This is a genomic window from Micromonospora sp. 067-2, assembly GCF_046549295.1.
Classification (GTDB): domain Bacteria; phylum Actinomycetota; class Actinomycetes; order Mycobacteriales; family Micromonosporaceae; genus Micromonospora.
In genome coordinates this window covers 438,886-463,000 of the sequence record NZ_JAJPWB010000007.1, presented here as the reverse complement: position 1 = coordinate 463,000, position 24,115 = coordinate 438,886, and the positions used below count along the sequence as shown (strand labels likewise).

The 24,115-nt window shown below is 68.5% G+C and carries 29 protein-coding genes; 19 read left to right on the top strand and 10 right to left on the bottom strand.

Annotated features, from left to right (window positions below):
* Positions 1-206: 206 nt before the first annotated feature.
* Genes ACLJN9_RS19660 through ACLJN9_RS19650 form a run of 3 tightly spaced genes read right to left on the bottom strand, consistent with a single transcriptional unit; the run spans position 207 to position 2,973 of the window.
* The gene (locus ACLJN9_RS19660) at positions 207-731 is read right to left on the bottom strand and encodes a phosphatase PAP2 family protein (RefSeq protein ID WP_410812880.1); all 525 of its coding nucleotides are present in this window, start codon (positions 729-731) and stop codon (positions 207-209) included.
* Between the two features lie 16 nt (positions 732-747).
* Positions 748-1,560: a phosphatase PAP2 family protein gene (locus ACLJN9_RS19655; RefSeq protein ID WP_410812916.1), complete on the bottom strand. Its 813-nt coding sequence runs from the start codon at positions 1,558-1,560 to the stop codon at positions 748-750.
* 18 nt (positions 1,561-1,578) lie between these two features.
* A complete protein-coding gene (locus ACLJN9_RS19650) occupies positions 1,579-2,973 on the bottom strand; it encodes a sensor histidine kinase (RefSeq protein ID WP_410812879.1) in 1,395 nt (464 codons plus the stop codon).
* Between the two features lie 88 nt (positions 2,974-3,061).
* Between ACLJN9_RS19650 and ACLJN9_RS19645 the strand changes: the two genes are divergently transcribed.
* The 4 genes from ACLJN9_RS19645 to ACLJN9_RS19630 all read left to right on the top strand — a co-directional run bounded on the left by ACLJN9_RS19645 (position 3,062) and on the right by ACLJN9_RS19630 (position 6,416).
* Positions 3,062-3,745, top strand: a complete 684-nt coding sequence (locus ACLJN9_RS19645) for a response regulator transcription factor (protein ID WP_410812878.1) — start codon at positions 3,062-3,064, stop codon at positions 3,743-3,745.
* 48 nt (positions 3,746-3,793) lie between these two features.
* A complete protein-coding gene (locus ACLJN9_RS19640; protein ID WP_410812877.1) occupies positions 3,794-4,582 on the top strand; it encodes a hypothetical protein in 789 nt (262 codons plus the stop codon).
* A gap of 122 nt (positions 4,583-4,704) precedes the next feature.
* Positions 4,705-5,673 (top strand): glycosyltransferase, encoded by a 969-nt coding sequence (locus tag ACLJN9_RS19635; RefSeq protein ID WP_410812876.1) that lies wholly within the window; start codon positions 4,705-4,707, stop codon positions 5,671-5,673.
* Entirely contained in the window at positions 5,670-6,416 is a 747-nt protein-coding gene (locus ACLJN9_RS19630; protein WP_410812875.1) for a polysaccharide deacetylase family protein, read from the top strand. Before ACLJN9_RS19635 ends, ACLJN9_RS19630 begins: the two co-directional genes overlap by 4 nt.
* 281 nt (positions 6,417-6,697) lie before the next feature.
* Here ACLJN9_RS19630 and ACLJN9_RS19625 read toward each other — a convergent pair whose 3' ends face one another.
* Both ACLJN9_RS19625 and ACLJN9_RS19620 read right to left on the bottom strand, forming a co-directional pair.
* Positions 6,698-7,360 carry a response regulator gene (locus tag ACLJN9_RS19625; protein ID WP_410812874.1) on the bottom strand — a complete coding sequence of 221 codons (663 nt, stop codon included), beginning with the start codon at positions 7,358-7,360 and terminating at the stop codon, positions 6,698-6,700.
* Complete coding sequence (locus tag ACLJN9_RS19620; RefSeq protein WP_410812873.1) at positions 7,357-8,448, bottom strand: sensor histidine kinase; 1,092 nt, start codon at positions 8,446-8,448, stop codon at positions 7,357-7,359. Before ACLJN9_RS19620 ends, ACLJN9_RS19625 begins: the two co-directional genes overlap by 4 nt.
* Positions 8,449-8,640: 192 nt before the next feature.
* Here ACLJN9_RS19620 and ACLJN9_RS19615 point away from each other — a divergent pair, with 192 nt between their 5' ends.
* From ACLJN9_RS19615 to ACLJN9_RS19565, 11 genes are all read left to right on the top strand, one after another.
* Positions 8,641-9,564 (top strand): ABC transporter ATP-binding protein, encoded by a 924-nt coding sequence (locus ACLJN9_RS19615; RefSeq protein ID WP_410812872.1) that lies wholly within the window; start codon positions 8,641-8,643, stop codon positions 9,562-9,564.
* Positions 9,561-11,069: an ABC transporter permease subunit gene (locus ACLJN9_RS19610; RefSeq protein WP_410812871.1), complete on the top strand. Its 1,509-nt coding sequence runs from the start codon at positions 9,561-9,563 to the stop codon at positions 11,067-11,069. The genes ACLJN9_RS19615 and ACLJN9_RS19610 overlap by 4 nt, the downstream gene beginning before the upstream one ends.
* Complete coding sequence (locus ACLJN9_RS19605) at positions 11,066-11,854, top strand: ABC transporter permease (protein WP_410812870.1); 789 nt, start codon at positions 11,066-11,068, stop codon at positions 11,852-11,854. The genes ACLJN9_RS19610 and ACLJN9_RS19605 overlap by 4 nt, the downstream gene beginning before the upstream one ends.
* Positions 11,855-12,205: 351 nt before the next feature.
* Positions 12,206-12,520, top strand: a complete 315-nt coding sequence (locus tag ACLJN9_RS19600; protein WP_410812869.1) for a PadR family transcriptional regulator — start codon at positions 12,206-12,208, stop codon at positions 12,518-12,520.
* Between the two features lie 86 nt (positions 12,521-12,606).
* Complete coding sequence (locus tag ACLJN9_RS19595) at positions 12,607-13,137, top strand: hypothetical protein (protein ID WP_410812868.1); 531 nt, start codon at positions 12,607-12,609, stop codon at positions 13,135-13,137.
* Positions 13,137-13,349, top strand: a complete 213-nt coding sequence (locus ACLJN9_RS19590) for a hypothetical protein (protein ID WP_410812867.1) — start codon at positions 13,137-13,139, stop codon at positions 13,347-13,349. Before ACLJN9_RS19595 ends, ACLJN9_RS19590 begins: the two co-directional genes overlap by 1 nt.
* A 40-nt stretch (positions 13,350-13,389) precedes the next feature.
* The gene (locus ACLJN9_RS19585) at positions 13,390-14,166 is read left to right on the top strand and encodes an ABC transporter ATP-binding protein (protein WP_410812866.1); all 777 of its coding nucleotides are present in this window, start codon (positions 13,390-13,392) and stop codon (positions 14,164-14,166) included.
* Positions 14,147-14,815, top strand: coding sequence for an ABC transporter permease (locus tag ACLJN9_RS19580; RefSeq protein WP_410812865.1), 669 nt, complete (start codon positions 14,147-14,149; stop codon positions 14,813-14,815). Before ACLJN9_RS19585 ends, ACLJN9_RS19580 begins: the two co-directional genes overlap by 20 nt.
* A gap of 9 nt (positions 14,816-14,824) precedes the next feature.
* Positions 14,825-14,950, top strand: coding sequence for a hypothetical protein (locus ACLJN9_RS19575; RefSeq protein ID WP_410812864.1), 126 nt, complete (start codon positions 14,825-14,827; stop codon positions 14,948-14,950).
* Between the two features lie 30 nt (positions 14,951-14,980).
* Positions 14,981-15,322, top strand: coding sequence for a hypothetical protein (locus ACLJN9_RS19570; protein WP_410812863.1), 342 nt, complete (start codon positions 14,981-14,983; stop codon positions 15,320-15,322).
* Positions 15,323-15,397: 75 nt separating this feature from the next.
* Positions 15,398-16,093, top strand: coding sequence for a DedA family protein (locus tag ACLJN9_RS19565; RefSeq protein WP_410812862.1), 696 nt, complete (start codon positions 15,398-15,400; stop codon positions 16,091-16,093).
* Between the two features lie 81 nt (positions 16,094-16,174).
* On the opposite strand, the gene ACLJN9_RS19560 is transcribed toward ACLJN9_RS19565, so the two are convergent.
* From ACLJN9_RS19560 to efeU, 3 genes are all read right to left on the bottom strand, one after another.
* The gene (locus ACLJN9_RS19560) at positions 16,175-17,068 is read right to left on the bottom strand and encodes a M48 family metalloprotease (RefSeq protein ID WP_410812861.1); all 894 of its coding nucleotides are present in this window, start codon (positions 17,066-17,068) and stop codon (positions 16,175-16,177) included.
* A complete protein-coding gene (locus ACLJN9_RS19555) occupies positions 17,065-17,445 on the bottom strand; it encodes a BlaI/MecI/CopY family transcriptional regulator (RefSeq protein WP_410812860.1) in 381 nt (126 codons plus the stop codon). Before ACLJN9_RS19555 ends, ACLJN9_RS19560 begins: the two co-directional genes overlap by 4 nt.
* Before the next feature lie 263 nt (positions 17,446-17,708).
* A complete protein-coding gene (gene efeU, locus ACLJN9_RS19550; protein ID WP_410812859.1) occupies positions 17,709-18,563 on the bottom strand; it encodes an iron uptake transporter permease EfeU in 855 nt (284 codons plus the stop codon).
* Positions 18,564-18,597: 34 nt separating this feature from the next.
* Between efeU and ACLJN9_RS19545 the strand changes: the two genes are divergently transcribed.
* Complete coding sequence (locus ACLJN9_RS19545) at positions 18,598-19,419, top strand: ABC transporter permease (RefSeq protein WP_410812858.1); 822 nt, start codon at positions 18,598-18,600, stop codon at positions 19,417-19,419.
* Between the two features lie 16 nt (positions 19,420-19,435).
* Here ACLJN9_RS19545 and ACLJN9_RS19540 read toward each other — a convergent pair whose 3' ends face one another.
* A complete protein-coding gene (locus ACLJN9_RS19540) occupies positions 19,436-19,618 on the bottom strand; it encodes a hypothetical protein (RefSeq protein ID WP_410812857.1) in 183 nt (60 codons plus the stop codon).
* Between the two features lie 31 nt (positions 19,619-19,649).
* On the opposite strand from ACLJN9_RS19540, the gene ACLJN9_RS19535 reads away from it, so the two are divergent.
* Positions 19,650-20,687, top strand: a complete 1,038-nt coding sequence (locus ACLJN9_RS19535) for an RICIN domain-containing protein (protein ID WP_410812856.1) — start codon at positions 19,650-19,652, stop codon at positions 20,685-20,687.
* A 119-nt stretch (positions 20,688-20,806) separates the two neighbouring features.
* Here ACLJN9_RS19535 and ACLJN9_RS19530 read toward each other — a convergent pair whose 3' ends face one another.
* Positions 20,807-21,448: a response regulator gene (locus tag ACLJN9_RS19530; RefSeq protein WP_410812855.1), complete on the bottom strand. Its 642-nt coding sequence runs from the start codon at positions 21,446-21,448 to the stop codon at positions 20,807-20,809.
* Positions 21,449-21,708: 260 nt separating this feature from the next.
* Here ACLJN9_RS19530 and ACLJN9_RS19525 point away from each other — a divergent pair, with 260 nt between their 5' ends.
* Positions 21,709-22,665, top strand: a complete 957-nt coding sequence (locus ACLJN9_RS19525; protein ID WP_410812854.1) for an RICIN domain-containing protein — start codon at positions 21,709-21,711, stop codon at positions 22,663-22,665.
* Between the two features lie 183 nt (positions 22,666-22,848).
* Positions 22,849-24,063 (top strand): sensor histidine kinase, encoded by a 1,215-nt coding sequence (locus tag ACLJN9_RS19520; RefSeq protein ID WP_410812853.1) that lies wholly within the window; start codon positions 22,849-22,851, stop codon positions 24,061-24,063.
* The last annotated feature ends 52 nt before the right edge of the window (positions 24,064-24,115 follow it).

The following is a 24,115-nucleotide window of genomic DNA, read 5'->3' as shown; positions in this document are numbered from 1 at the left end:
GGCCTTGCGACATGGTTCCCTCGAGTCATCGAACGCCGACGCGCGCGCTCACCGCATCGACCCCGACGCCGCGCGGTAGCAGTAGGGCGCTCGAGCGTTACAAAACGATCGATGCCACTCAGCCCTCGTAGCTGGGGCAGTTGGTGGTGACACGCCTCAAGACCACAGCGGCCGGTCTGGGATGTCCTAGAAACTGCAGGTGCCCCTCATGTTGGCTGGCGCGAGATGGCCAACCGGCCGCTCAGGACGACAACGATCGCCGAAAGGGCGGCTATTGCGGCGGCGGCCAGGATGTCACCGGGATAGTGCACGCCTACCCAGATTCGGGCCAGCCCGATGGTCGTCGCCACGAAACCCAAAATGATGCCCCAGCGGTGGTTGAAGAAGGCGTAGGTGCCAAAGGCGATCGCGAAGGCAGCGGTGGCGTGGTCGCTGGGCAGCGCCACCCCGGGGTCGTGTGCGATGAGTTGATGGACGTGGTGACTTTGAAACGGGCGAAGCTCGTGACTGACGTGGGAGACGGCGAAGGCGGCAGCGAAGGAGAGGAGGAGGGTGACCGCGAACTCGATCACCGGACGCACGCGCCCCCGACGCAGCGCGAATGCGACCATCAGCGCGCCAGCCGCGAAGACCACATAGAGAAGCCACCGAGCGCAGAACACCATCGTGGCGTCGAGATAAGGGCGGCGCCCGGCACCACCGTTGACCAACTCGAAGAAGTGGTAGTTCATATCGGGCAATGTGGCGCTACCGTCCTGAGAATTCGCTGAACAATCCCCCTGGCGACACCTTGGTCACGCCCCGATCACCTCGACCGCTGCCGACGCGACGTGTGCAGGGCGAGCGCCAACGACCTGCCACCGTTTCGGTTCGCTGACGTTTAGAGCGACCCGGCGCCCGGGTGTCCATCGGATCGGCGGTGCCGCTGGGAACGGTCGGTAGCGCCAGGTCGGCCAGTAGCGCGACGGCGGGGACGATCGCCGTAACCAGCAACCAGGAACCGAGGACGTCGCTGGGCCAGTGCACGACCAAGGCCACTCGGCTCACCCCGACCGTGACGGCCCACGCCCCGGCCGCCACCGCGAGCAGAATCCGCAGCCCTCGCTGGCGCAGCAGTGTGGCGCCGACCAGCGCGAGGCACGTCGCGGCAGCCGCGGATGCGGCCGTGTGACCGGATGGGAACGAGAAATTGGACACAGCGACCATCTGGTCCACCGGGCGCGGGCGGCCGACAGCAGCGACGATCAGCGAGCGGAGCGCGATCGTCGCGGTCATGGCGACGGCGACGAACACCGCCTGCCGCCAGTGACCGCGCACAATCAGAAGCAAGCAGCCCAGTGCGACGACGGGAAGCAGCAGCATGGTGCTGCCGGTGGCGGTGATCGCCGCCATCACCTCGACCCATGTCGAATGCGTCGCCGCCCGATGGGCGCTGGCGCTGATCGCGGCATCCACGCGCAGCAACCCGGGCAGTCGAGCTACGACCGTGCCGGTCAGGATGGCGAACGCGACGGTGGCGCTGCTGATTACCGCGACGGCGGTTCTACGGGGCAGGGGCATCACCCCTTCAACGTACTCCTACAATCTGTAGGTTTTGGGAGGGTCGGATCTCTCCGAGGGCAGCGTGATCCGCATGACGACACCGTTGGTGGTGTCGTCGACCTCAAGGGCTCCACCGTGCGCGATCACGATGTCGCGAGCGATCGACAGGCCCAGACCCGAACCGCCCCCCTGGCGGGAGCGACTGTCGTCCAAGCGGACGAAACGCTCGAAGATCTTGGCTCGGTCTTCGGTGGCGATGGCCAGACCGTCGTTGCCGACCACGATCTGTCCCCGGCCCGCATCCCGGACTGAGCCGACGGTAACCCGGCTGCGCGCGTGTTGGACGGCGTTGTCGACCAGGTTGCGCACCGCCCGGTGCAACTGGTCGGGATCGCCCTGCACCCGGACCGGCTCCACAGCGCCGCCCAAACGCAGGTGCGGGTACTCGACGGAGATGCGCTCACGCTCGGCGTACACCAGGTCGTCCAGGTCTACGTCCACACGCCGCGGCGGCAGCGTGTGCTCGTCGATCCGCGCGAGCAGAAGCAGATCCTCCACCAGACGGGCCATCCGCTCGCTCTCCTGAGCTATCCGCCGGGCAGAGCGAGCGGTGGCCTGCGGTAACGCCGCCATCCGCAGCAATTCAGAGTTGGCGTGGATGGTAGCCAGCGGGCTGCGCAACTCGTGGCTGGCGTCCGCGACGAAGCGCCGCTGCGCGGCGGAGGCAGCCTCGATCCGGTCCAGCATGGTGTTCATCGTGACGGCCAGCGCCGCGACCTCATCATCGGCGCTGGGCACTGGAAGTCGGGAGTGCAGATTCTTCGCCGTGATCGAATCGGCCCGCCGACGCATCGCGTCGACCGGGCGTAACGTCCGACCGACGAAGAGAAACGTCGCGCCTCCCACCATGACGGCCAGCAGCGGCAGGCCAACGGCGAGGGCGGCGAGGATAGCCTCGGTGCTGTCGTCAACCAGGTCCAACGATTCGGCGACCAGGACGGTCTGCACACCCGAGTCGGTAGTGACCCCGGTGGCCACGATGCGGAACGGCGAGTCATGGCCGATCGACAGGTGACGGGTTTCCTGAAGGGTGCGGCCCGGCCCTGGCCGCAGGGGGGACATCGGCGGGGCGCCGGCGACCACATCGGTGGCGGCGGAGACCCGTCCCGCCGGGTCCAGCACCTGGACCACGCTGCGCTCGGGTGCCGACGGCCGCACAGCCGCGGTCAGCGGCCCCGCATCGGTGCCGCCCAGCGCGGAGGCGACCTGGGCAGCCCGGTCAGCGGCGGCGGCGTTGACGTTGTCCAGCAGGATGCCGCGAGCGGTGACCAACAGCACCGCTCCGGCCAGAACAGATGCTGCGGCCACCACCAGCGCGGCCGCCAGCGCGGAGCGCAGCCGTATCCCGAGGCGCAGGCCTATCGTGGGCATGGACGCGACGCTATCCGCGCCTGCCTGAGGAAGCGCTGAAAAGCAGGAGATCAGCTGTTTCTCAGATTCCGACGGGCAGCATGGGGGCATGCGTGTTCTGGTGGTCGAGGATGAGGTAGGCCTGGCCGAGACGATCCGTGACGGGCTGGCACGGGAAGGGTTCACCGTCGACCTCACCCACGACGGAGTCGATGGCCTGTGGGCGGCGACTGAGACCCCATACGGCGAATACGATGCGATCGTTCTGGACATCATGCTGCCCAAGCTCAGCGGCTACGAGGTGTGCCGACAGCTGCGAGGGCGCGGGGTCTGGACGCCGGTGCTGATGCTGACAGCCAAGGACGGCGAGTATGACCAGGCCGACGCCCTCGATCTCGGCGCGGACGACTACCTGATCAAACCCTTCTCGTTCGTCGTGCTGATCGCCCACCTCCGCGCGTTGATCCGCCGCGGCGCGCCGGAGCGCCCGACGGTGCTCGCCGCCGGAGACCTGACCCTCGACCCGTCCGCGCGTCGGGTGGCACGGGAAGGCACGCCAATTCCGGTCACCCCGCGTGAGTTCGCCTTACTCGAGTTCCTCATGCGCAATAAGGGAAGTGCTGTCACTAAGACGGCGATTCTGCGCAACGTGTGGGATGCCCACTTCGATGGCGACCCGAACATCGTCGAGGTCTACATCGGCTACCTTCGCAAGAAGATCGACTATCCCTTTGAGCGCTGTGCGATCGAAACCGTTCGAGGGGCCGGTTACCGTCTGGCAACCCACGGCTGATGGCGCCTTTCAGCGAACTCTTATCCCCCTGTCGGCAGGGTTGGCGACATGACCCTGACCCGGCGCTTCCTCAGCAAGGTGCCCGAAGTCACCATCTACTTCTGGATCATCAAAGTGCTCGCGACGACCGTCGGTGAGACGTTCGCCGACTTCCTCAGCGACACCCTCGGTCTCGGACTGACGCTCACCACCATTGTCATGAGCGTGCTGCTCGCGGTGGCCCTCGCCGCACAGTTCCGCGCCGTGCGCTACGTGCCCGCGCTCTACTGGCTCGTCGTGGTGCTGATCAGCATCGTCGGCACGCTGATCACCGACAACCTCGTGGACAACCTCGGCGTGCCACTCGAGGTGACCACCGTCGTCTTCGCCGTCGCGCTCGCCGTCACCTTCGCCGTCTGGTATCGCGCCGAACGAACCCTGTCCATCCACACCATCGACACGCCCCGGCGTGAGGCGTTCTACTGGCTCGCGATCCTGTTCACCTTCGCGCTGGGCACCGCTGCCGGTGACCTCGCCGCGGAGGCGCTCGGACTCGGGTACACCGTGGCGACCCTGATCTTCGCCGCCGTGATCGCCGTGATTGCCCTGGCTCACAGGTTCCTCGGCCTCGGCGCCGTGTTGGCGTTCTGGCTCGCGTACATCCTGACCCGCCCACTCGGCGCCTCGCTGGGCGACCTGCTGTCCCAGCCGGCGGGCAACGGCGGCCTGGGCCTCGGCACGGTCGTCACCAGCCTCGCCTTCCTGGTTGCCATCCTCGCCACCGTCACCTACCTCACCCGCACCAGACGTGATCAGCTGCCGGTCACCTCCGAGCAGACGGCGACGCGCACGTGGTGATCGGACCGATTGTCGTTGTCTCGGCCAGCATTGGCGCCGGACACGACGGCGCCGCCAACGAGGTAGGGCGCAGGCTGACCCGACGTGGGTTTGCTGTCGAGCACCGCGACTTTCTCGACCTGATGCCGGCGGGCCTCGGCCGGGCACTGCGCGCGACGTACGCCGGGCAGCTAAGCACCGCGCCAGCCACGTGGAGTTGGCTGCTCAGCCTCACCGCCGGAGCACGGACGTCCGCGCAGGTGAACAGGATCTCGCTGAGCGCCGCGGCGAGTCGAATGCTCGCCGCGATCGGGCCGGAGCCGGCCGCGGTCATCTCCACCTTTCCTCTGGCGAGTCAGGTTCTCGGCCGGCTGCGCCTCGACGGCCGGCTGCGGGCCCCGGCCGTCGCGGTTCTTACCGACCCGTCGGTACATCCGTTGTGCGTCGCCAACGGGATCGACCTGCATCTGGCCCCCGGGCGTGCCTGCGCACGTGAGGTTCCGCCCGGTGTCCGCACGGTGCCGGTCGCGGCACTTGTCGACCCGGCCTTCCGGCTCGCCCGTGGTCCGTTCGAGAAGGCTGCGGCACGCCGTCGCCTCGGCCTGCCCGCCGACGAACGCTTGGCGGTCGTCGTGTCAGGGTCCTGGGGTGTCGGGGATGTCGTGTCCATGGTCCGCGACGTCGGCGCCTCGTCCGGGCTGCTTCCGGTGGTGGCCTGCGGCCGCAACGAGCGCCTGCGCCGGCAGCTGTCCAAGATGGGGGACAGCATTCCGCTCGGCTGGGTCAGCAACATGCCGCAGCTACTAAGGGCGGGCGATGTGGTCGTGCACAACGCTGGCGGTTTGACCTGCAGGGAGGCGATGGCTTCCGGCGTGCCGGTTATCAGCTATCGATGCCTGCCCGGGCATGGAACCGCGAACGCCACTGTGCTGGCCGCGGCGGGGCTGTCGCCCTGGCCGCGTACACCCGACGAGTTGACCGCTGAGTTGCTGCGGACGGTGGACGGAACAACGACGCTGGCCAGGCGGGCGGCGGTGGCTGCGGAGGCCGTGTCCACGAACGCTGCAGACGTGATCGCCGGTCTCTGCCGTAGAACGGCGATGGCGGCATGAGGTTCGTCTACGGCGGTATGGCGATTGCCGCCGCAGCCTACGCAGCTCCCGCGGCCGCGGCCTGGGGGCCGCTGCGCCGCGCGCTGCTGCCTGCTTCGGCCGGTCAGGGCGACCCGGGTCACGTCGCCCTGACCTTCGATGACGGGCCGCATCCGCAGGCGACCCCGCGACTCCTGCGGCTGCTCGACGAGGCCGGGCTGAGGGCCACCTTCTTCCTGCTCGGTCGCCAAGCCGAACTGCACCCGGCGCTGACCCGCTCGATCGCCGACGCCGGTCACGACGTCGGCGTACACGGCTACGAGCATCGGCTACTGCTCACGTCCTCGCCCCGGGCGACCTGCGACGATCTTGCCCGCGCTCACGCGGCGGTGAGCCGGGCAGCCGGGTGCACACCGCGGTGGTGGCGACCGCCTTACGGCGTGGCCACCACCGCGGCGCTGGTAGCCGCACACCGGCTTCAGCTCACGCCTGTGCTGTGGACCTGCTGGGGACGGGACTGGACACGGACGGCGACGCCGACATCAATTTTTCGCACCGTCCGGCGCGGCTTGTCCGGCGGTGGCACGATCCTGCTGCACGACAGCGACCACGCGGCCGCGTCGGGCTGCTGGGAGGCGATGCTCGGGGCCCTGCCGTCAATTCTCGCCGAGTGTCAGGAGCGTGGATGGCAGGTAGGTCCGTTGAGCCACCATGGCCTGGCGGGGACAGCCTCGCACGGACGCGCAGTGCCGACCGCAGGGTGATGATCCGGCGGGTGACAGCCGACGTACGTGTGCGCTGGCGCACGACGGGCCAGATCCAACACGGCGTCGCGAACGATGATCGGAGCTCGACCTCGGGTGCCAGGTAAGGCTGATCCGTACCCGTTGCATCACAGACTGCGGTGAGGGAGACCCTTAGCGCTACATCGCCTCACACCGCACGCTGGACGATGTAGCCACGAACGGAGTAACAGCCGATGATCGACGACTGTGCCGGCTGGGCCGAGCCGGGCCCGCTGATGGTTACGCCAGCACGACCGACATCAGCGGTCCCAGCCTTGGCGGCGGGCCACGAGTCCGCTTTCGTAGGCGTAAATGGCGGCTTGGGTGCGGTCGCGGAGGCCCAGTTTGGCCAGCAGTCGGCTGACGTGGGATTTCACGGTCTCTTCGGTGATGACCAAACGCGCGCCGATCTCCTGGTTGGACAGGCCTTCGGCGATCAGCTGCAGGACGTCGGTCTCCCGGGCGGTGAGTTCGCCTGGGATGTGTCGCGGCGCTGGGCGCAGTGTCGCGAACTGGGCGATGAGCCGGCGGGTGATCGACGGAGCGAGCATGGCATCGCCGGCGGCAACCACGCGGACCGCGTCGAACAGCTGCTGGGCGGTGATGTCCTTGAGCAGGAAGCCGCTGGCTCCGACGGCGAGGGCGTTGTACACGTACTCGTCCAAATCGAAGGTCGTCAGCATGATGACCCTCGGATTGGGGTCACCGGCGTGTAGCAGTCGGGTTGCTTCTATGCCGTCGAGGTTGGGCATGCGCACGTCCATCAGGACGATGTCGGGTCGATGCTCGCGCGAACGGCCGACGGCGTCGACGCCGTCGGCCGCAGTGGCGACGACCTCCATGTCCGGCTGGGTCTGCAGCAGTACGGTGAAGGCGGCGCGTACGACTTCCTGGTCGTCGGCGATGATCACGCGGATGGTCATATCGGCAGCCTCGCTCTAATCAGGTACCCGCCGGAGGGTGCGCACCCGGCCCAGAGTTGGCCGCCGAGCGTTGCGGTGCGTTCCCGCATGCCGGTCAGGCCGTGCCCGCCGGACCCCGCGTCGCGCGGTCCCGGGCCGGTGTCGAGGACCCACACTTCGAGAGTGTCGGCGGAGTAGCTCAGGTCGACGTCGACAGCTGCGCCTGGTGCGTGGCGGCGGGCGTTGGTGAGGGCTTCCTGCACGATGCGGTAGGCGATCAGCTCGATGCCGGAATCCAGCGGCCGGACCGGGCCGCGCAGCGTCAGCCGGATGGCGGCGCCCTGGGTCATCCGGGCGCCCGCAACCAGCCCGGCCAGTTGATCAAGGTCCGGTTGCGGTGCGCGTTCGTCTGGTTCGGCGTCGGCGTCGGCGCGCAGGACGCCGAGCAGGCGCCGCATCTCGGCCAAAGCGGTGCGGGCATCGCCGGCGATGGTCGCGAATTCCGCGGCGTTGGCGGGCGCCGGCCGATCGGCCACAAACTGGGCGGCTTCGGCCCGCACCGCAATCAGGGACACGTGGTGTGCCACCACATCGTGGAGCTCGCGGGCGATCCGGGCCCGTTCCCCTCGGGCAACGTGCTCGAGGAGAGCTCCTTGCATTGCGCGGACCGTTACCTGGTGCTGGACGGATGCCCGGCGGGTGCGCCGGATCCCCCCGACGGTGGCGGCCCCGAGGATCACCGCCGACCCGATCGTGGCGAGCTGTTGCTGTTGGGTGACGGCCAGCAGCGGTGCCGCCAATGCCGGCGTCGCCGCCACTGCCGCCTGCAGCGGCCGGCAACGACGGCCGGCCAGCCACGCCGCCACCACTGCCGCGATCATGACTGCGGCGGTCGGATGACCGTCCGCGTCGAACGAGAACAGGTACGCCACCAGGATCGTGACCAGCGCGGCGAGAGGCTGCCGCGCGAGCATCGCCAACGGCACGGTCCCGACCAGGGTCAGGATCAGCGCCTGGGCACTCGTCGGTCCGGAACGGCTCGCCTCGGTGACGACCTGCGCCATGCCGAGCACCGCAAGCACGGCGACGGCCAGCTGCGCCCAGGTCACGCCGGGCAGCGGCGACCGCCACCCGGCATCCCGCCCCGGTTGCGACACACGGAACATTTTCGCTGGCCAGTTTCGGATTGTCCTCACCGACAGGAGCCAATCCCGCGCTGGACGATGCGCTCTTGAGAGGGAGGCGCGATTGCGCTCCGCAGCGTGATGTGCCCGGGCGACAGGGTTCGTAGCGTCAGGGCCATGCAGGCGACCATCCAAGTCCAGGGCTTGACAAAACGCTACGGCAGGACCACGGCCGTCGACAACGTGACCTTCGGCGTGCGTCCGGGTGCGGTCACCGGCTTCATCGGCCCCAACGGTGCCGGGAAGTCGACCACCATGCGGATCATCCTCGGCCTTGATGCGGCCGACGGCACCGTGTTAATCAACGGAACAGGCTACCGCGCTCTTGACGATCCGCTCCGGGCTATAGGCGCCCTGCTCGACGCCAACGCCGTGCATCCGGGTCGGACCGCCCGCAACCACCTGCGCTGGCTGGCCTACACCAACAGCATCCCAGCCGCCCGGGTCGACGAGGTCCTCGCCCAGGTCGGGCTGAGCTCGGTGGCCAACAAACGGGTCGGTGGCTTCTCCCTGGGGATGCGCCAGCGGCTCGGCATTGCCGGCGCGTTGCTGGGCGACCCGCCGATCGTGATGTTCGACGAGCCCGGCAACGGTCTGGACCCCGAAGGCATCATCTGGATCCGAACCTTCATGCGCGAACTCGCCGCCGCCGGCCGCACCGTCTTCGTCTCCAGCCATCTGATGAGCGAGCTCGAAGACACCGCCGACCACCTGCTGATCATGGGACGAGGCAGGTTGGTCGCCGACATCAGCATGGCCGACCTCCTGACCGGAGCATCAGGTGACCGCATCGACGTCCGCACGACCCAGCCGACCGAGGCGATGGCCGCCCTGGCCAACGCCGGCGGCGAGGCCAGCACGATGACCGCCGGCGTGGTCATCGTGCGCGGGCTGACCGGCGACCGGGTCGCCGCCGCGCTGGGCGCCGCCCAGGTCGCGTTCACCGAGATGCGCACCCATCGGGCATCCCTGGAGGAGGCGTACCTGGACCTGACCAAGAACGTCACCGAGTTCAGCGCGAGCCCGGAGGTCCCAGCATGAGCACCTGGACACGCTACCGCCGCCTGGTCGGCGCCGAGTCGTTCAAGCTGCGCACCGTACGCCGCTGGGTCATCACCCTGATCGCGCTGATACCGCTGACCGCCGGCTTCGCGTTGCTGTTGTCCTCTGCCAACAAGTTCCGCACCGGGGACCTGCCGCCGCTCGTCGGACCGCACGGCCTGGCGGTGCAGGACCAGTTCCGGTTCTTGCACCAGCCGATGACCGGCGACGGCACCATCGCCGTCCACGTGATCGGACAGCGCCTGCCCCCACAGGAGCGGGAGGTCGTCCGCGAAAACGGCCAGGTCGTCATCCCGGTGCTGCAGGACCGGGCGGGTGCCGGGATCATGATCAAGGCCACCGCCCAGGCGGGCGCCGCCTACGCGGCGATCATGGTGACACCGCATGCCGGGGTCCTGATGTCCAGCAACTTCGGCGACGACATCACCGGACCGGCGGCGAGCAGCCCGCGATGGCTCCGCCTGGACCGTGCCGGCACGACCATCACCGGATACAGCAGCGCCGACGGCATCTCGTGGACCAAAGTCGCGACGCTCGCCGTGCCGCAGCTGCCCGCGACCGCGCAGGTCGGCCTGTTCGCGTCGTCGCCCGACGAGACCACGTTGGAGAAGTCGCTGGGTTCGACGTCGCTCGGGCTCTACCCGACACAGAGCATCGCAGAATTCGACAACCTCACCGTTCCCGGCTCCGTCGACGGCCAATGGGTCAGCGACGACATCGGCCGCATCGACCTAAACAACCAGTTTCCGGACAAGAGCTTTGGACCGAAGGGCAGTACCCGCGCACTCAACGGCACTTACACACTGCAAGGCACGGGCACGTTCAGGACCAACCTGCTGCCCGACGACCCGGTGGAAGGCGCACTGTTCCCGCTGTTCTTCGGCCTCATGCTGCTCATCCCGATCGCGGTCCTGTTCATCACCACCGAACACAAACGCCCACTGTTGAGGCTGACCTTCGCCGCCAGCCCGCACCGCGGCACTGTGATCGCGGCCAAGGCGACCGTCATCGCGGTGACCGCCTTCGTGCTGGGCACCGTCGCGGCCCTGGCCTCGTACGCGGTGTCGATGCCGAGAATGCGGGCCAACGGCTACGCCCCACCGAACTTCCGGGCCGTTTCGCTAGAAGACATCGACGTGTGGCGGGCCATCTTCGGCAGCGGCGCGCTGTTCGCCGGAATCGCCGTCCTCGCCCTGGGACTCGGTGCGATCATGCGCCGTTCCGCGCCGGCGATCGCCACCACCATCGCACTGGTCATCGTCCCGATGTTCGTCGGCACCCCGCTGCCGCTGACCGCCACGCGGTGGCTGATGTACCTCACACCTGCCGGTGGGTTCGCCATGCAACGAACCCTGCCGCCGGACCCGACCCTGGCAGTGTCATCCTCGATGATCTGGCCGTGGCAGGGCCTGGCTGCGGTGACCGGTTACGCGATCGTGGCCACGGTGATCGCGATCCGGCTGACCCGCAAGCGCGACGCGTGATGCGGCTGCTGCGGGCCGAGGGCAGCAAACTTGCCACCGTACGCAGTACCTGGTGGCTGCTGGCCGGGATCCTGGTCACGATGCTCGGCGTCGCCGCGGCGGTGACGCTCAGCGTGGACCTGCCGCGTTGCGGACCCGACACCACGTGCATGGAGGACACGCCACGGCTGAGCCTGTTCGGCACCCGGCTGGCGCAGGTCCTCATCGTGATCTTGGCAGCGGCGGCGATCTGCGGTGAGTACGAGAGCCGCATGGCGATGACCACCTTCTCCGCTACGCCCAAGCGGCTGCGTGTCTACGCAGCCAAAGCGACCGTGCTCACCGCGGCCACCGCAGTGGTCGGGGCGTTCGCGGTCGCCGGGACGCTGCTGATGGCTCGGTTAACGTTGCCCTACCACGGATACACCGCTGCACGCGGCTACCCGCTGCTGTCGGCGGCCGACGGCGACCTGCAACGAGCGGCCGGCGGCACCGTGCTGTACCTGTGCCTGGTCGGGTTGATGAGCCTAGGCATCGGGGCGTCAACCCGCAGCCATGCCGCCACCATCAGCACTGTCCTCGGGCTGCTGTTTCTGTTCCCGCTCGCGGGTGCGTTCGTGACGGCGCCCCGATGGCAGGACCGGTTGCACAAATGGGGCCCAATGGACGCCGGGCTGGCCATCCAGAACACCCTGCATCCAGTGCCGGGTCCGATCCACCCTTGGCATGGCCTCGGTGTCCTCGCGCTGTGGGCGCTGGCCGCGCTGATCGCTGGGGCGCTGACGGTTCGCTTCCGCGACGCCTGAGGTGTTGCTGCGGGAACCGCCTCGGGCGACAACCCGGCGGGTCCGCCGCGACATCCGGCCGCCCATCGAGCCGGTGCAGCGATGGCACCGCGACGAGGTGAACCGGACCTGGCCGGCACCTCCTCTGGCGGCGTGCTCAGCGCTGCCGCCGGGCCAACCTGGCCGCTGACGGTTATTTGAGCATGGGTGATGGCGGCGGTGTCAGCGGTGCAGGTAACACCTGTCGTACCCGGACCAGCTGCATGCCGTTCGTTCACTGGGGCCAAGGCGCATCTCGGGCAGTAGATCCTTGGCGCTACATCGCCCCGCGTACTACGATGGGCGATGTAGCGACGGACGGAGTAACAGCCGATGATCGACGACCTTGGCCGCTGGGCCGAGCCGGGCCTGCTGATTCTGGCCAGCTTGGCCGACGGAGCGAAGCACGGCTACGCCATCACGACCGACATCGCCGAGGAGGTCGGCGTAGCCCTCGGCCCGGGAACGCTGTACGCGGCCCTGGCCCGGCTGGAAAAGAGTGGCCTGATCGAAGCGCTGCCAGCCGAGGGACGGCGCCGGCCCTACAGGCTGACGGCCGCTGGCGCCGCTGAGCTGTCGGCCCAGGCGACGCGGATGCAGCGGCTGGCAGCGCTGAGCCTGACCCGCCTCGGGACGGCACCGGCGTGAGCGGCGACGGCCGGCTGGTACGGACCCTGGTGGCCTGTTACCCGCCCGCGTGGCGCCGCCGCTTCGGCGAGGAGTACGCGCAACTGTTGTGCGACCTGCACATCAACCGACGTCCCATCCTGATCCTAGATTCGCTACTTGGCGCGGTACGCGCCCATGGAGGTGTGCTCGTGTCCGGTGAGACCTCAATCAACGCGGCGGTCTGGGCAGCTGGACTGTTCACCATGGCTGGCCTCGGTTTCGCGAAGCTGGCCGAGGACGTCGGCGGCCACACCAACGGTCCGTACCTGCTGCTTGTGGTTGCCGCCTCGGCGGCGCTGCTGGCCTTGGTGGTCGTGGCGGCGCCCACCGCGGTCGCGTTGCTCCGTGGTGGCAACCGCGGGGTGTGGAAGTACGCGGCTGTCCCGTTTGCGGGCGCCGCCCTGTGGTACGGCCTTCTTCGGCTTGCGCTGAAGGTCACCGCCGGTCACGGGGTTCATTCAACACCGACCGTGGCCGGCTTCGTGCTGATCGCCGTGGCCGGGGTCGGTGTGGTGGCCGCGACGGCATGGGCCGCCACCGAAGTCCTGGATCGTGTACCGGTCGTTACACCGACCCGGCTTCGCCCCGCTCACTGATGACCGTGGTCGCCGGGATGGCGGTGGCCACCGTCGCCGCCGTGCTGTGGGGTCTGCAGGTGCGCTTTGATGATCCGGCGGTGTTCCGTGGCGATCACGGCATCCTGGCCAGTCCGTTCGTGGTCAGTTGGCTCGCTGTCACCTTGGCGCTGGCTACCTCAACCGGGGTGGCCGCCCTCACCACTCACCGCTGGCCCGTAGCACGTCCATAGCCCCAACGTCGAAGCCTGTCCGTTCCGCCCCATCCATCGTGTGACCTTCCGGCGACCGCCCGAGAAAGGGCGATGCCTCGTGCCCACACCACCACTCATGATCGAGACTGAAGGCCTGTCGAAACGCTACGGCCGCCGGCGAGCCGTCGAGCTACTCACCTTCGCAGTGGCGGCCGGTCAAATCTGTGCGCTGCTGGGGCCGAACGGAGCCGGCAAGACCTCGACCATGCGAATGCTGGTCGGCTTGGCCAAAGCCGACGCGGGTACGGTGCGGATCGCCGACCAGTCGGTAAGCCTGGGAGCGCCGATCCTGCGGCGGGTAGGCGTCCTGATCGACGGTCCGGCGTCCGTACCGCACCTGACCGGGATCGCGAACCTGCGGCTGCTGTGGGGCGCCTCGGGCCGGGCCTGGCCTCCGCGCGGGCTGACCGACGCGCTCGATCTGGCCGGCCTCGGCCCCGCGATCGATCACAAGGTCAAGAGCTACTCGATGGGCATGAAACAGCGACTCATGCTCGCCAACGCGCTGATGCGCGACCCGGACGTAATGATCCTCGACGAGCCCGCCAACGGCCTCGATCCCGCAGAGGTCCGCGCCCTGCGGCAGCATCTTGCGGCCCGGGCCGCCACCGGTGCCAGCGTCCTGATCTCCAGCCACCAACTCGCCGAGGTCCAGCTGCTGGCCAGCCACGCCGTCGTGCTCAACCGCGGTCGACTGGTCACCGCAGGCACTCTCGACACGCTCCTTGGAGCACACCAGTCACTTGAGGACGCCTACCTTGCGATGACCGACGGGAGTGACCGCGCTGCGCTGTGAACTCACCACTCAACTTTTCCGGCTGCGAACCCTGATTGCCCTGCTCTGTCTGGCTGTCGTCCCGGTCGCCGCAGGGCTGTCTCTCGCCTCGTCAGCCGGGCACCGCAACGGCACTGAGGCTGGCCTGTTCGGCGCGTCCGCGTTCTCGGCGCTCAACCACACGATGGCCAGCCTGCAGTTCATCAACCCGTTGCTGCTACCGATCGTGGTCGCGCTGCTCGCCGCCGCAACTGCCTCAGCCGACCGCGACTGGGGCATACTGCGCTACCTCTACGTCGCCCCGGTCAGCCGCACCCGGCTGCTAGGCGCCAAACTCGCCGCCACCGCCATCGCCACCGTTGTCGCCCTGCTCTGCGTAGTGGGGGCCGGTATGGCCGTGGGTACCGTTCTGTTCGGACGGCACCCCTTCCATGTCATCGGCGCGGCCAACCTCAGCTCCGAGGACGCGGCCATCCGATCGCTGGTGGCCTGTGCGTTCACGCTGCTGTGCATGCTCGCCATGGCCGCCGTCGCGTTCACGCTGGGGCTGCTTCTGCCCCGCGGCGCCGAAGCGCTCGCCGCTGCGATCGGCTTCGTCGTGATAGCCAGTGTTCTCAACGGCCAAGGCGCGCTGCGCTCGGTCGCCGTCGTACTGCCGGTTCATTACTAGCAAAACTGGGTGGGCTTGTTCGATCCGTCCGGGGCCGCTGGTCTGGGGCTTGGCATCCTCGTTCAGGCCGCCACGATCGTTGTCTGCATGGGCGCGAGCTGGGCGATCCTGCGTCACCGCGATCCCGCAGCATGAATTTGGTGAGGACCGCAGACATCGTTGCCGATGGTGTCGATCGTCGTCGGCACCGATGGTTCGAGGCAGGCATTGGAAGGTTCACGCACGTTGCTCGCGCTCGCGGCCCAACGGATTGGGAAGTACGACCTGCTGCTGGTGTCGGACCGTCACGTAGCCGAGGTAGCCGTCGGCGGCGTGGACGACCTCGGCCAGGACCGCGGTTGCCCTGCTGCCGCGGCACAACCACCCGCGTCCAGCGCCGCGGGTGATTCTTCGGGCTCGTCCATCGCTGACACCCCCGCAGATGTTCGCGCCGAGCGTTGGCTTCGCGGGGGCGCTTCCTCGACGGGCGGTCGTCGCGGCCACCTGACAAAAACCTACAAGGTGTAGGTTGGGCAGGGTCCGCTGAGGGCATGTCCAGGCACGCAGTGTGAGAAGTGGGTCGACGAACGGGAGCGCATGCCGATGACGCCAGCAGGAAGCACGCTGTCCATGGGGCCCTCGTTCCTCGATCCCGAATGGCTGATCTCCGCCTTCGGGTTGATCGGCATCCTCGCCGTCGTCTTCGCCGAATCAGGCCTGTTGATCGGGTTCTTCCTGCCGGGGGACTCGCTGCTGTTCACCGCCGGCCTGCTGGTGGCAGAGGGCACCTACCTGCATCAGCCGCTGTGGTTGGTCTGTCTGCTGATCTCCGCCGCGGCAGTGGCCGGTGACCAGTTCGGCTACGTGTTCGGCCGTCGCTTCGGGCCGTCGCTGTTCCGCCGACCCGACTCACGCCTGTTCAAGCAGGAGAACCTCACCCGGGCCCGCGGATTCTTCGCCAGGTACGGCGCCCGCTCCATCATCCTGGCGCGGTTCGTTCCCATCGTGCGCACCTTCACACCGATCGTCGCTGGGGCCAGCAACATGCACTACCGGACGTTTCTGCTCTACAACGTCATCGGCGCAACGCTGTGGGGCTGCGGCGTCACGATCGTCGGCTACTTCCTCGGCCAAGTCCCCCTTGTCAGGTCCCACATCGAACTCATCCTGATCGGGATCGTTGTCGTGTCGGTGATCCCCATCGGCATCGAGATCCTCCGCAGCCGTCGACGCCGGTCCGATACGCGAATCAGTCACCCCCAGGGGGGCGTAGGTGGGTCGGACCGAAGCGACAGCTGACGCCTCGCCCTCGCCGCGACCGTGGTCCACGGGTACCGGCCCAGCCGTGGCGTCAAGCTTCCGATCTCACTGCGCCGTCAATCACAGCCACGCCCGCGCCAATGCCACGAATTGCACGGTCGCTGTAGTGACCGCCGCGAACAGGCCCGCGGCGAGCAAGACGGCAGCGATCAGCGGTCGCTTGCGCGGGATGGGCGCGGGGTTGTTCAAGGCGCGGACCCGTCGCACCACGGCGCCGCCGCCGTGAATGCCCAACGCGGCCGTAGGCCCCGCTGTAACGCTCGCGAGGGCGGCCCGGGCGACCGCCTGGGCGGTGAGATCCCGATCGGCGACCGCCACGGCGGCATCCTCGTCAGCCTCCCGCTCGACCAGGTACGCGACCGCCTGTCGTACCGGTATCAGCAGCGGATTCACCGCCGCCGCAGCGGCTGCCACGCTCGTCAACCGATGATGGCGGTGGGTGAGGTGCGCATGCTCGTGGGCGAACAGGACCTGGCGTTCGTCCCCGTCGAGCAGGCGCAGGATGCCGGTCGTGATCAACAGATGCCCTCGTTGCCCCCAACGGCCGGGTACCGCAACGGCCAGTGGCGTCGACCAGTCGGCTACCACAAGGCCGTCCTGCGGCACGCCGATCGCGTGCAGCAGGCGAACGGTCTGCGCACGCTGCCGCAGCTCGGCCAGGAGCCGTACGGCGCCGCCCAGCAACACGAGTGCCGCGACGAGCGCCACCGGGCCAGGCACCGGTTCAGGCAACTCCACCGTCGGATGATCATCGAGTGCTGATAGCGGTGGAACGTCATCGAGCAGAGTCAGTGCCAGCATGGTCAGAGACCACGTAGAGGCCGCGCCCGCCACCAGCGCGACCGCTGCCAGGGCACGCGCCATCGCCGTCGGCGTGCCGCGGTGAACCAGCCAGCCGGCACTCACGGTCAGCGGCAGTGCCAGCAGCAGCGGTAGATAGACTGCGATCGTCATCGGTGTCGCTTTTGCTGCGTCTGCGCCAGAAGATCGCGAAGAGCGTCGGCGTCAGATGCGTCGAGCGAAGCGGCGAACTGCAGCAACACCTCCCGCCGGTCGGCGCGGTCACCCAACATCTCGCGCATGCGCGAGGCGGTAGCCGTAGCGGCGTCCTCGACGGGCCAGTAGATGTGTCCCCGCCCGACGCGCTCACGCCGCACAAGATCCTTCTCGTGCAGCCGGATGAGGATCGTCTGCACGGTGTTGTATGCCAGCCCTGCACCGATGACGCCCTGAACCTCGGTCGCCGTCATCGGCTCCCCACCGGCCCAGAGCGCACCCATGATCTCGGCCTCGAGCGTGCCCGGCCGTCGTCGTCCGTCTCTCGTTGTCACGTCGCGTCCTCCACCGCCCAGGATATCCGGCGGCGGGGCTTGCTCATCTCCTGCAGACCGGCAGTTGTCTGAGGTGGCGTGCGACGATGGCAGTCCTCGGTGACCAGCGACGTGTCCGGCTTGGCATGACGGCAGGACCTACTGGTCCCTGCTGTGCCACCGCGAACCGCAACCTTTCGCCACCGTCGGCACCTAGTCGCTGGCGCCGTTCTGGGGGCCGGTGAGGCTCGGCGTGGGCAACGGGGTGCATCGTCTCAGTTCGGTTAGACGGGAACCTTGGCCGCGGCTGGTGGGCGCTCGTGGGTCGACTTCGCCGGGCGGAAGAACAGCAGCAGAACCCCGACGGCATAAGCGGTCCAGATACTGATCTCCAGCAGGGTAGCCCGGGGAGTCAGGTTGACCGTGGCCGCGAGGAGCGTGGCGTACCAGGAGGACGGCTCGATGGTGGTCGACAGGTCGAAGGCGAGGGCGTTGGCTCCGGGCAGCGCGCCGGCCATCTGGAAGCCGTGCACGGCGTACTTGGCGATGCCGGCCGCGACGAGGATGAGCAGGACCGCCGTCCAGATGAACAGCCGGCCCAGGTTGATGCGCGCCACAGCCCGGTACATGAGCCAGCCGAGCAGCACAGCGGACAGGACCCCGGAGATCATGCCGAGCAGCGGCGCGATCGTCTGTGCAGCAGCTTGGGCGGCGGAGAAGACCAGCAACACCATCTCGACGCCTTCGCGAATCACCGCGATGAACGCGAGCAAGGCAATCGCGGTGCGTCCCATACCGAGGGCCTCAGTGAGTCGAGTGGTCATCTCCGATTTGATCGTGCGGGCGCTGCGGCGCATCCAAAAGATCATGGAGGTGACCATCGCCACCGCGATCAGGGAGGTCACGGCTTCGAACAGCTCCAGGCGGATGCCGCTGAGCAGCGACGTCGCGACGTAGGTGAGTACGGCGCCCAGCGCTGCGGCCACCACGATGGCCGCCGCGACGCCTGCCCACAGGGGGGTCAGACCATCGCGTCGTTGCGCGCGGGCCAGGACTGTCAGCAGGATTGTGACGACCAGCGCAGCCTCGAGCCCGTCGCGCAGCCCGATGAGATAGCTGGCGAAGAAGACAGTGCCCATGGTGTACCCCTGAATATGTTAGGCTTGGCTTACCATGCCGCTGCCAAGTTCCTACAAGCTGTGGGTGTTTGTCAAGCTGGCCTGTTTGACTGCACCGGTGGAGTCGGGTCAGGTAACGGTGGGGCTTCCGCTGGCCGCCGTGCTGGTGGTGCTGGCCGCGGTGGCGGCGACGGCGAGTGTCCTCGGCCAGTTAAGGTTGGGACGGGCGGTGATCGGAGCTTCGTCGCGGGCAGTGGTGCAGTTGGCCGGCGTATCGCTGTTAATCACGGCGGCGCTGCGTTCATGGTGGGTGACGGGTGGCTTCATCGTGGTGATGGTGGCGGTCGCGGCCTCCACGGCCGCGCGCCGGATCACCCCGCTGCGCTCGGGTTGGACCGCGACGGCGCCTATCGCCGCTGGGGTGGCGCCTGTGGGCGCGGCGATCATCGCCGCCGGCACGATGCCGATGACCGAGGTCGCGGTGCTGCCGATCGCCGGCATACTGGTCGGCGGTGCGATGACCGCCACCTCGCTGGCTGGCCGGCGCGCACTCGACGAGCTGCACAACCGCCGAGGAGAGTACGAAGCAGCCCTGGCGTTGGGCTTCCTGCCGCGCGACGCGGCGCTCGAAGTGTGTCGCCCCACGGCCGGCCAGGCGCTGGTTCCCGCGCTCGACCAGACCCGTACTGTCGGGCTCGTCACGTTGCCTGGCGCGTTCGTCGGCGTGCTGCTCGGAGGTGGCTCGGCCACGCAGGCCGGCGCGACCCAGATCCTGGTGCTCGTGGCATTGTTGGCTGTCGAGGCGATCGCGGTCACGATCACGATCGAGCTGGTTGCCCGAGGGATGCTGAGCCGTTCAACCACACCTCTCGGATAGGCGGTCACGCCGAACCTCACCGCCAGATGGCTGCAGGTTTCGTCGAATACTGGTATTTCTTGCTCCACGCGACCAAGCGGTGATCACGGATCGGGATCAGGGTGGCGTCGACGATGGGGTCAGGCCCTGCCGGCCGTGTGGGCGCTTTTGCCGACATGAGGACACCGGCTGCGGCGTGCCACGCTTCGAGCGCGCGCATCGCGCATCCCGTCCCTTCAAGGGGGGCCACAGTGTTCCTTCGTAGCATTCTGTCCCGGGCCATCGCCGTGGCGATGGCCACCATCGGCGCGGCGGCAGCGGCCGTGGCGGTCACCGGCACGCCTGCCTACGCGTTGGGTCCAGGGCGCGCCTGCGTCTTCCTGGAACCGGCCGGGGCCGAGATCGGCACGGTCTTCGGCCCCGCACACGCTGGCCATGTCGGCTGGGCATATCTGATTGGCGGGACCAGCACCTGGGTGTACGGCTCCACGGAGAACCCGAACGGCGACATGCGGATCGAGCCGGGCGAGTTCAACGGCGCGTGGAGCGCCCAGGGCGACTGGAACCATGTGCTCCGCGACTTCACCAACCAGACGTACTTCCCCGGCACCGACCGGCAGCCGCAGCCCGCGCACCCTTACACCCGCTACAAGTGCCGGAACACGCCGACCAGCGCGGTCGGAGCGGCCAACGAGCAGGTCGCCCGCAACGCGTCTGCCGGCTACATGACCACCTACAACAATTGCCTCGACGCCGTCTTCCGGGTGCTCAAGGTTTACGGGGCGACGATGAACGTCGACCCGGGAGAGGCCCCGATCCCGAATGACTGGTTCAATCTGCTGGACGGGTCGTGGTCCACGGGTGATCTCGGTGAAACCTGGCTGACCCCGGGGTCGGGCATGGCGCTCGACCTCGACCACGGTAGGACAGACAACGGCACCAAGATCCAACAGTGGCCGTACAACGGCTCGGACCCGCAGTGGTGGGTGCGGGTCATCAGCCCGGCGGGCGGTTACGAGCTGATGAGCCGGGCCAGCGGCAAGTGCGTCGGGGTCAGCGGTGGTAGTCGCACGCAGGGCGCCACGGTGGTCGAGTGGGACTGCAACGGCCACGCCGACCAGCGCTGGTACTGGCAGGCCACCGGTCAGTGGGTGAACGGCTGGCCGGTCCAGCAGATCGTCAACGGCAACTCCGGGCTGTGCCTCGGCATCGATGGAGGCGGCAACGCGCAGGGTGCCCGGGCGGTGCAGTGGGGCTGCAATGGCCACGCCGACCAGCACTGGTATTGAGCGACATTCCTCGGGGGCCGGCGGGCCGATCCGACAGCACACCGGGCCGGGCCGCTAGCGGTCCGGTTTCGGCCGAATACCGGCGCGGTCACCGGCTCCTACGGCGATGACGTGCGGGATCAGCAGGGCTGGCCGGGCGTGTGTTGGGACGACCGGCGCAGTGCGACCCGGGTCAGTTGCGCTTTGTTGCCGACATGCAGTTTGGCTCGGATGCGCTCCACGTAGGTGTCCACCGTGGCTTTGCTGACGCCCATCCGGGTCGCCGCCTGGGCGTGGGTGAAGCCCCGCGCAATCAGATCCAGCGCCTGTTCCTCGCGCGGCGACAGTCGCACCTCGGGCTCAGCCCGTCGGTCGGGCGCGCCGAGCAGTGTCTGCATGATGTCCGCCAGCTGTGAGGACAGCCAGAAGCCCCCGCTGGCCACCAGCTCGACGGCGGCCGCGAACTCCGCCGGCTGGGCGTGTTTGGTGAGGTAGCCGCGGGCGCCGGCCCGGATCGCACTCAGGACGTCCTCCGGAGCGCCGGACGCCGACATCACCAGCACCCGGGTACGCGTTGAGAGCCGGGTCACGTCGGGCAGGCACGGTCGCTGATCGTGGTACAGGTCCAGCACGATGACGTCGGGGAGGGTGTCGGGCGTGTCCACCAGCGCGGCCGGTGAGTCAACTGAGGCGACCAGGTCGAACGCGCCGCTCTCGGCGAGGGCGGCCTGGACGCCTCGACGGGCGATCGGGTGGTCGTCCACGATGGCGACGCGGATCATCTCAGAATCGCGTTCCGGCCCGTTGTCTTCGGTCGCTGTCACATCGTCTCCGGCTCGCCGCAATGCACCATGCGACCGGCCCGCCGGTCGGCGTGCCCAGCATGGCCCGGCGGGTTGCCGCTGTCATGTCGGACAAGCACACCACACGGCTGTGGGGCAACGCGGTCAACGAATGACGGATGGTGCCCACGCTTCGACAACTGGCGATGCTCTGGGTACGGGTCGTCACCCGACGACCCCCGGGACAGAGGGAGCTACTCATGTCCATTCGTACCCGTGCCGTCAACGTGCTCGTCGCGCTGGTGACCGCGCTGGCCGCGACGGTGCTCGGTGTCGGCGGGGTCGCGCACGCGACGACCGCCCGCAACGACTATCCGTACGCCGGATCGGGGGTGGACCAGGTGGACCGGTGGAACTTCTACACGCGGGAGTGCACCTCGTTCGTCGCCTGGCGGATCAACAACGACGCCCACGTGAACTTCACCAACCAGTACGGCGGGGTGACCTGGGGAAACGCCAGTAACTGGGCCAACGCGGCGCGGCAGAGCGGCGTACCGGTCGACACCCGCCCGGCCGTCGGCTCGGTGGCGCAGTTCCCGCCGAACGTGGACGGCGCCGGCTCAGCCGGCCACGTGGCCTGGGTGATCGGCGTCGGCAACGGCACCGTCACCGTCGAGGACTACAACTACGCCGGCCCGTGGAACGGCAACGCCTCATACACGTACGGCCAGCACACGGTGGCCACCGCTGGCCTGAACTTCATCCACTTCGGTGGCGCGGTGGGCACCCCGGGCGGCCCGGAGACCTGGATCAACCCGGCCACCAACAAGTACATGGACCTCGACCACTCCAGGGCCGGCAACGGTACCAAGATCCAGATCTGGACCGGCGACAACACCGACGCCCAGTGGTGGATCCGCCAGAGCAACGGAGACGGCTACTGGCGGCTCACCAACAAGGGCACCGGCAAGTGCGTCGGAGTGAGCGCAAGCCGCACCGATGACGGTGCGCCGGTGGTCGAGTGGGACTGCAACGGCCGCACCGACCAACTCTGGACCTGGGAGAGCAAGGGCAGGATGGTCAACGGCTGGCCGGTCTGGCAGATCCGCAACCGCAACAGCGGCAAATGCCTGGACATCACCGGCCGCGGCACCACCGACGGCACCCCGCTGCAGCAGTGGGGCTGTGGCGGCGGCGCCAACCAGGAGTGGTACTGATCTGACCCAGCTCCGCCGGAGCCCCTCCCGACCCCGGGTGGGGCTCCGGTCTTGCCCATTATGGCATCCATAAGAGACTATCTCTGTGGACCAATGGGCGAGCGGGCGGAATGACGACATGGCCCAACGGGCGCGTCCACACCGGATGACCGACGTCAAAGGCCGCGCTCCTACCGTCGACCGGTGCCTGTGAAGGAGCCGACGCCGTCCGTACCGATGGCGGCGCCCGGAGCGAACGCGCTGCGCGCCGAGACGGCGCTGGCCCGGGCGGCCGTGCTGTTCCGGCTCGGCGCCCTGGCCCAGCTCGCCCTCGCCCTGCCTGCGGTGGCCCACCAGTTCGCCGACCTGGGCCCGGCCATCGTGCTCGCGCTGGTAGTCACCGGGGAATCGGTGGCCCTCGCCGTGCACTGGTGGCGCAAGCGGCGGGTGGACCGCCGCACGCTCACCGCCGACGTGGTGTTCTGCGCCATCGCGTTGTACGTCGAGGCGTGGCTGCCGACGGGGTTCGGCCTGCACACCTGGGCGTTCTTCATGTACCCGTTCACGCTGCTGACGGCGATCGCGATCGGCATCGGCTACCGGCGGCTCGGCCAGGTGGTCGCGGCGGCCGTCGTGCTGATGGCGGCCTACTGGAGCGCCCGCCTGGTGGTCCAGCAGGAGTCGTTCGGCAACTTCGTGCCGGATTCGCTCAGTTACGGCATCAACGCCGTGGTCACCTTCCTGGTCTCGACCGGAGTACGCCGCTCCGGCGCGGTGGCCGACGCCGCCGAAGCGAAGGCGCTGACCCGCGCCGCCGAGGCAGCGGCACAGCGACAGGCAGCCGAATACGCCCGGGTGCTGCACGATCGGGCCCTGCAGACGCTGGAAATGCTGGCCCGGGACCCGACGCTGACCGACCCGGACCTGCACGCCCACGTGCGGGACGAAGCGGTGTGGCTGCGGGCATTGGTCGAAGGTGGCCGGCCCGGACCGCCGGATTCGCTTCTCGGTGTGCTGCACGACGTGGTACGTGAGCAGACCCGGCGCGGGCTGCGGATCGACCTCAATGTGGTGGCCCTGCGCGCGGGCCGCGTCGGTATGGAACCCGGTCCAGGCGTCGCCGTCGCGGTTGGCGGCGCTGTCCGGGAAGCCCTCACCAATGTCACAAAGCACGCCGGGGTGCGCAGCGCGGTGGTGCGCGCTGCCCGCGATCCGAGCGGCCGTCACCTCGTGGTCAGCGTCGTCGACAACGGCAACGGGTTCGACCTGGACGCCGTCACCGAAGGGCTGGGACTACGGCGGTCCATCCGGGAGCGGATCGAGGCGGTAGGCGGCCACGTCTGCGTCACGAGTCAACCCGGCACCGGCACCGGCACCGACGTCGAGCTGTGGATCCCAATCCGCAATGAGACTTGCTGACCCAACCCGGCAGTGCCCTTCGGCCGGCTTAGTCAACATCATCGACAGTACC